Annotated in this window: 9 protein-coding genes; 6 read left to right on the top strand and 3 right to left on the bottom strand. The window is 52.7% G+C overall.

What is annotated here, in order from left to right; genetic code table 11:
- Positions 1-239, bottom strand: a 239-nt coding sequence (locus tag QUA25_RS28445; RefSeq protein ID WP_333043026.1) for a hypothetical protein, incomplete at its 3' end; no start/stop codon positions are given.
- Positions 240-497: 258 nt separating this feature from the next.
- Here QUA25_RS28445 and QUA25_RS28440 point away from each other — a divergent pair.
- The 5 genes from QUA25_RS28440 to QUA25_RS28420 all read left to right on the top strand — a co-directional run bounded on the left by QUA25_RS28440 (position 498) and on the right by QUA25_RS28420 (position 4076).
- Positions 498-1175 (top strand): recombinase family protein, encoded by a 678-nt coding sequence (locus QUA25_RS28440; protein ID WP_332962585.1) that lies wholly within the window; start codon positions 498-500, stop codon positions 1173-1175.
- Positions 1172-1645 carry a helix-turn-helix domain-containing protein gene (locus QUA25_RS28435; protein ID WP_332962586.1) on the top strand — a complete coding sequence of 158 codons (474 nt, stop codon included), beginning with the start codon at positions 1172-1174 and terminating at the stop codon, positions 1643-1645. Before QUA25_RS28440 ends, QUA25_RS28435 begins: the two co-directional genes overlap by 4 nt.
- 354 nt (positions 1646-1999) lie before the next feature.
- Complete coding sequence (locus tag QUA25_RS28430) at positions 2000-2200, top strand: MerR family transcriptional regulator (RefSeq protein WP_332962587.1); 201 nt, start codon at positions 2000-2002, stop codon at positions 2198-2200.
- A complete protein-coding gene (locus QUA25_RS28425; protein ID WP_332962588.1) occupies positions 2197-2436 on the top strand; it encodes a hypothetical protein in 240 nt (79 codons plus the stop codon). Before QUA25_RS28430 ends, QUA25_RS28425 begins: the two co-directional genes overlap by 4 nt.
- On the top strand, positions 2433-4076 hold the full coding sequence (locus tag QUA25_RS28420) for an HTH domain-containing protein (protein ID WP_333043023.1): 1644 nt from the start codon (positions 2433-2435) through the stop codon (positions 4074-4076). The genes QUA25_RS28425 and QUA25_RS28420 overlap by 4 nt, the downstream gene beginning before the upstream one ends.
- A gap of 154 nt (positions 4077-4230) precedes the next feature.
- On the opposite strand, the gene QUA25_RS28415 is transcribed toward QUA25_RS28420, so the two are convergent.
- Positions 4231-4599 (bottom strand): hypothetical protein, encoded by a 369-nt coding sequence (locus tag QUA25_RS28415; protein ID WP_332962583.1) that lies wholly within the window; start codon positions 4597-4599, stop codon positions 4231-4233.
- Between the two features lie 414 nt (positions 4600-5013).
- Here QUA25_RS28415 and QUA25_RS28410 point away from each other — a divergent pair, with 414 nt between their 5' ends.
- Positions 5014-5211 carry a hypothetical protein gene (locus QUA25_RS28410; protein ID WP_333043021.1) on the top strand — a complete coding sequence of 66 codons (198 nt, stop codon included), beginning with the start codon at positions 5014-5016 and terminating at the stop codon, positions 5209-5211.
- A gap of 230 nt (positions 5212-5441) precedes the next feature.
- On the opposite strand, the gene QUA25_RS28405 is transcribed toward QUA25_RS28410, so the two are convergent.
- Positions 5442-5708: hypothetical protein (locus tag QUA25_RS28405; RefSeq protein ID WP_333043019.1), on the bottom strand; the 267-nt coding region annotated here is incomplete at its 5' end.

Raw genomic sequence — 5708 nt, 5'->3', positions numbered from 1 at the left:
TTCTCTTCGACCACGTAGGGCAGGGCATATTTACCGAGAAGATCCACCAGCCGCACCAGCTCACCCGTGGACATGGAATCTCGAAATAGTCGCAGTTTGAGTTTCTGAATCCCAACCTCAAAGCACTCGACCAGCTCTAACCGCAGCTCATCCTTGATCCTGCCGCCGCCTTTGTTGCCTGGGTTCCCAACCTTCAGCCGTCCCCCGTTTCGCCCTGACTGGGTCGCGGTGTTTCTCACGGTGTTTCCTCTCATGCTCCTACCTTTGGACGTTGTAAAAGCCGCCCTGGACTGCAGAAGGCTCTGGACAGTATGACCAGCCATATTGACCAGGGTGGACATGAATGATGACCAGACAAAATTGACCAGGCTACAGGTTCAAAATTGGACAGGTGCGCAACGAAAACTGTACACGCTAAAAAGCACTCTGACTAGACAAAATAAGAAAGTGACCAGGGACCGTATACATGAGACGAACGTTTCGTGTATAGTCTTGTTATGCCCAGGGCACGAAAGACGAAGACCAGCCAGAGAGAGACCAAGCACGTTATCGGCTACGTCCGGGTCTCGACTGACCAGCAGGTTGATTCTGGTGCAGGCCTGGCCAGTCAGAAAGCCGCCATCATCGCCGAGTGTGAAAGGAACGGCTGGCACCTGGCCGAGCTGATCGAGGACGGTGGAATCTCTGGAAAGACTCTCAACCGCCCTGGACTGCAGAAGGCTCTGGACCTGCTGAACAAAGGGGAGGCTGATGTACTGATGGCCGCCAAGCTCGACCGCCTCAGCCGATCGGTAAAAGACGTTTGCCAGGTAGGGGACATGGCCCAGCACTACGGCTGGAATCTCAGCCTCTTGGATGCCCGGCTAGACACAACCACCCCTCATGGCAGAGCACAACTCAGCATGATGGCCACCTTTGCCCAGCTTGAGCGAGAGTTGATCGGACTCAGAACCCGCGAGGGACTGGCCGAGAAGAAAGCCCAGGGTGTTATTCTCGGAGCCAGGCCAATGATTGAAAGCGATACCGAGGACCTGATTCTAAGCCTCAGAGCCGAAGGAAAGGGGATGCTGGCCATCGCCAACGAATTGAACGTCCGGAACGTGCCAACCGCCAAGGGTGGGACCTGGCACGCCTCTACGGTCCGTGTGGTCCTGCAGAGAAGGGAGGCCGCATGAATGAGACTCTATCGCTGGCTGAAGCAATCAAGGCCGCTGGAGTCTCAGAGAAGACTCTACGCCGTTGGATCAAGTCAGGCCGCCTGGCCGCCGAGCTGATCGAGGGACCCAAGGGGAAGGAATACCGGGTAACCGCCGAGGATCTTGAGCGCGCATCAAAAGCCACCCCTAAAAAGGCCGTCTCAGAGCCGATACCAGCCGCTGAAGGCACGAAGCTCGACACCGGGGACCTGGCAACCCTGAAGGCTCTGGCAGAGGCACAAATGGCCATGATCGAGGAGCTACGGCACGAAGTCCAACAGCTCAGGCCGCTGGCACATGAAGTCCGGAACCTTGCGGACCAAAACCACGATTTAACAGCCCAGCTCAGTCAACTGCAGGACCGAGTAATCAAGGCTCTACCAGCTCCAGAGCCGAAATCGAACCTTTGGGAGAAGCTGACGAAGTGGACCAAAGTCAGAAAGTCCTGATCTATACATGGTTAATTCTACAGACCACTGGCATCTCAGCCAAGCAGGGATATCCTTGAGTTCAAATCAAGCGAATTCATGCTACCAAACAAAAGGCAATGATGCCTTTACCTAGTGGTCTTCGTCTGGATTCGTTGAACAGCATTAAAAGCAAAACCGCCCCATGTCTTGCCGGACATGAAGGCGGTCCAAAACTGAATCTCAACCCCCAAAAGGATCGGACTGCAGCGCTCTCTACTAGCAGGACGATTCTAACCCAGGAAAAAGCATCTGTCAAGAGAACTTTACTTTTTCAGGGAGGAAGGGGCAACGAGGCGAGTGAGGAAATGCAGCTAATGCAAGCAGAGACACCTCATGACATCCGTAACTTCATACAACATCGCAGAAGCTGCAAAGCTTTTGCACGTCACCCCTCAAACACTTCTCAACTGGAAAGAACGAGGCTGGATCTGGACCGAAAAGCTGCCAAATGGCAGATACCTCGTCCCCAGCTCTGAGATTGAGAGACTCACCAAAACCCAGCCCACTCAGGCCGTAGGAGGCCCGGAGAAGTGAGGCACCCACAACTTAATAAACAAGCGCAGGAGGCTATCTCAGAAGCCGCTTACCAGCTCGCCACCTGCCAAGAAAACGACGATCAAGGGGGAATCAGATCCACCCTGGCAATCCTCCAAGCCATCGCCAACGTCGGCACCAAAGCCACCCGCGAGGAAATCAGAGCCGAGCTGGCCGCCTATGCCATCCCCCTTTCTGCCCTGCAGATCGGCACCGAGGAGGGACTGGACCTGTGAGCATCGCCGAGATCCTGACCAGGCCGCCACAGCTTGAGGAATCAGAAGCCATCGCCACAAAAGAGCTAGCCGTAGTCATCTCCCGTGACAAACAGTTCTATGACCTGAACCCTGATAACAAGAAAACAGGCCAACGCTGGCTCAACACTTGGGACCCACAAAAAGACGCTGGCTTCATCCTGCCAAACCTTGATTTTGTTGCCGCCGACTTCGACACAGAAGATGGCCTGGACAAAGCCTTTGCCCTAAAAAGAAAGCTAAGGTTCCCCTCAGCAGTGATGCACTCAGGCGGGGGACCAGGGAAAGCGCATCTCTGGGTTAGAGTTGAAACAAAAGCCCAACGCCTTCACTGTGAAAATCTGATTAAAGAGATAGGTGGACCCTCAGCAGTCAGAACCCAAGGAATCAGGCCGCCTGGTGCCCTTCATCGCTCTGGACAGACTCGCTCAACCAGCGCGGAAGGGTTAACCATTCAGCAGATACTAGAGCTACTCAGAGACGGAACCAGGCCACAAAAACCAACAAAGCAGAAACTAGACCTGGACCAGCTCGCTGGAGAATCAGTCCCTATCGGATTCAGAAGTGACCGCCTATGCCTGATCGCTGGGCTGGCTCTCAGGCAAGGCTTGAGCTACCTGGACTTTAAAACATTGATTCTCAGGCACCCACAAGGACCAGGCGAGAAGATCAAAGACAGAAGCCCAAAACAGCAGGACAACTACCTAAAAGATGTTTGGAACTACGTCAGCAGTGATCGAGCTACCCTCCCGAGATTGAAACCTGGACCCGCTGACGCGGGGGGGGTTTTTAAAAAAAGATCTTTTGGGGAAACCTGGACCAAGCACGTCCTTTCGTGCCCTGACGTACAGAAATCGGGAAAAAACCTCTACGCTGCCATTCTCGAAATTGAAAGACTCTCAAAGCTCAACCACGGCCACTCCTTCCACCTGAGTAAAAGAAGCCTGGCCGAAGCTATTGGATGCTCAGACACAGCCGCCCGCAACTGCATTACAAAGCTCTGTGAACTTGGACACATTCAGAAAGTAGTAAATGGCAGTCAAAAAACAGCCTCAATCTACAGGCTGAAAGTGTCTCAAAAAGTGACCACTCAACCCCTGGAAGGGGGAGGGGGGTGTACAGAAAGAGTGGTCACCTATTGCGACAAATGCTCGCATGATTCACTCTCTGGCCGGAACGGGTTAAAAAGGTACTGGCTGATTCTTGATCCTTCAGAACCTCTCACGGCAGCCGAACTAGCACCCTTGGCAAAACGCACTCGCCAAAGTGTTTACAAAGGCCTGGCCCAGCTTGAAGCTCTTGGGCTCATCGCCAAGAAAGGTAAAGGCTACGTCAGGATCGAGGACGAAGCCGCCCACCTTAGAGCCGCTCAAATGCGTGGAAGTCTTGGCCGCGGTGAACACCGAAAGCTGATCCACGCTCTGCAGAGAGAAGGCTGGAAGCTGGAGAAGCAAAGGAGAATTGATGCCAGGAACAATGAAGCCAAACGGCAGAAGCTGAAAGACCAGGCCAAGTATCAGCATGGCACCAGCCAGGCCGAGCGGAACCGAACAAAATCGGACCACCTACAGGTTCAAAATCGGACTGCCGGCCACGGTGTTTCTAGACCGTTGCAAGTGTGATGGCACCTGTAAGGAGTCCAGAATCTGGTCAAAGACGCCTAGAACTGGCTCTGAGGGGCAATGCGTGCCATCTCTCGTGCCTCGCCATCCCTCATGCATAAAATCGCGCGCGTCGGTCAAAAACTAAAAGTTTCCCCTTAAAAGTGTCTAGAACTTAACGGGTTCCCTTTCGATAGTAAACCGTTGCGTCAGTCCCTTCGCCAATTCTCAAGCCGCCGCCAGGTAGAAACTCATATTCAAACACTACTGATCGTTCACTTTTGATATAGATGAAGCCAGGGCGAGGCAACTCCCATTTAAAATCTCGGATAACAGTAGAGTTACTCAAGAAGGTCCCCTCACCTGAAGACTTTAAAATGATTCCTGATGTTTGATTACCAGCAGTCATCTCCCAGTCACCAGAAAGGGCATTACGATCAAATGTCATAGTGATGTTTGGCCAAAGCAGAAAAAGAGCAACCCCTACAATAACGGTTAACCCTGAAAGGCCCCAAGCCCAAGCAGACGAACGCTTTTGAGGCATGGCGTAGATTCCCCCGGGATTCGCGTACGGGTCCGGCTGATATCCGGGCATGGGTTGAACTGGCATCGCCACAGTCTGATTTGGCGGCACGAATTGAGTTCTAAAGACGTGCCCACAAGGACAAGCCTGAGCGTTCAGTTGGTGCTGGCTCTGGCACTTCGGACACAGCTTTATTCCGGCTGGATTCACCTCTTGATTCTAGTCTTAAACCTGCCACCCGTCAATAAGTGACCCTCACGGGGACCACACTGAGAGTCCATCTACGAAAACTTTCCCCTTAAAAGGCGATTTGAGCCAGGTAAGGTGCGACCGTGAGGCATCTATCACGCTCTGCCCTACTGATCGCCTTAATAGGCTCGACTATCGCAGTCGTTCCCCAGGCTCTCACCAACAAGCCACAGACACAGACGGTTTATGTCACCAGGACAGGCGACAAGTACCACAAAGACAGGTGCCGCTATCTCTCACGAAGCAAGCGACCCCTGGAGCTGGCTGAAGCCAAAAGAAGGGGGTACGACCCCTGTAAGGTCTGCCGTCCCCCTCGCTGATGCTAAGAAAGTTTTAGTGAATGAACCTCCCTATAAACTCGACTATTCCAAGGACATCGCTTAAGAAGCCAATCCCTTCATATATAGCGCACAGCCAAGGTAGAACCTTCACAAAGAAGGCAGAAACGATAGATCTTCTAGAGCGTTTAGGCTCGTTTTTATTAACATGGTTTTTCTCCATACTGATTGTTTCTGAATCAAGATCAAAAGCACCTTGCTGATGCCTTCACTTTTTTTCAGTTCCAACCATGTATAGAGGTCTACCCCCAGAAATCAGGGGGAAAGTTTTAGAAGCTATTGGCTCTCTTTTGTGTAGTCAAGCACGATAAACGTAGGCTCACCCTTGGCGTCCTTTCGTGCCCATTCTCGGAGTTCCTCCAGAGAGGCTGACTCGACCCACAAAGCAGTACGTCCCTTAGATGCCGCCTCCAGTTCCTTCAGAGCCGACAGCGAAAGCATAGAGAGATCAATCTGCGGGGGTTCATTCTCTTCGACCACGTAGGGCAGGGCATATTTACCGAGAAGATCCACCAGCCGCACCAGCTCACCCGTGGACATGGA

The organism is Microcoleus sp. Pol17C6, assembly GCF_036701145.1.
Taxonomy (GTDB): Bacteria; Cyanobacteriota; Cyanobacteriia; order Cyanobacteriales; family Microcoleaceae; genus Microcoleus.
Note: the sequence above shows the minus strand (reverse complement) of the source record. Positions and strands in the feature narration are given on the sequence as shown.

What these genes read in the sequence shown, in the direction of transcription:
- QUA25_RS28440 (WP_332962585.1), top strand. Translation starts at nt 498, where the DNA reads ATGCCCAGGGCACGAAAGACGAAGACCAGCCAGAGAGAGACCAAGCAC.
- QUA25_RS28435 (WP_332962586.1), top strand. Translation starts at nt 1,172, where the DNA reads ATGAATGAGACTCTATCGCTGGCTGAAGCAATCAAGGCCGCTGGAGTC.
- QUA25_RS28430 (WP_332962587.1), top strand. Translation starts at nt 2,000, where the DNA reads ATGACATCCGTAACTTCATACAACATCGCAGAAGCTGCAAAGCTTTTG.
- QUA25_RS28415 (WP_332962583.1), bottom strand. Translation starts at nt 4,599, where the DNA reads ATGCCTCAAAAGCGTTCGTCTGCTTGGGCTTGGGGCCTTTCAGGGTTA.
- QUA25_RS28410 (WP_333043021.1), top strand. Translation starts at nt 5,014, where the DNA reads ATGTCACCAGGACAGGCGACAAGTACCACAAAGACAGGTGCCGCTATC.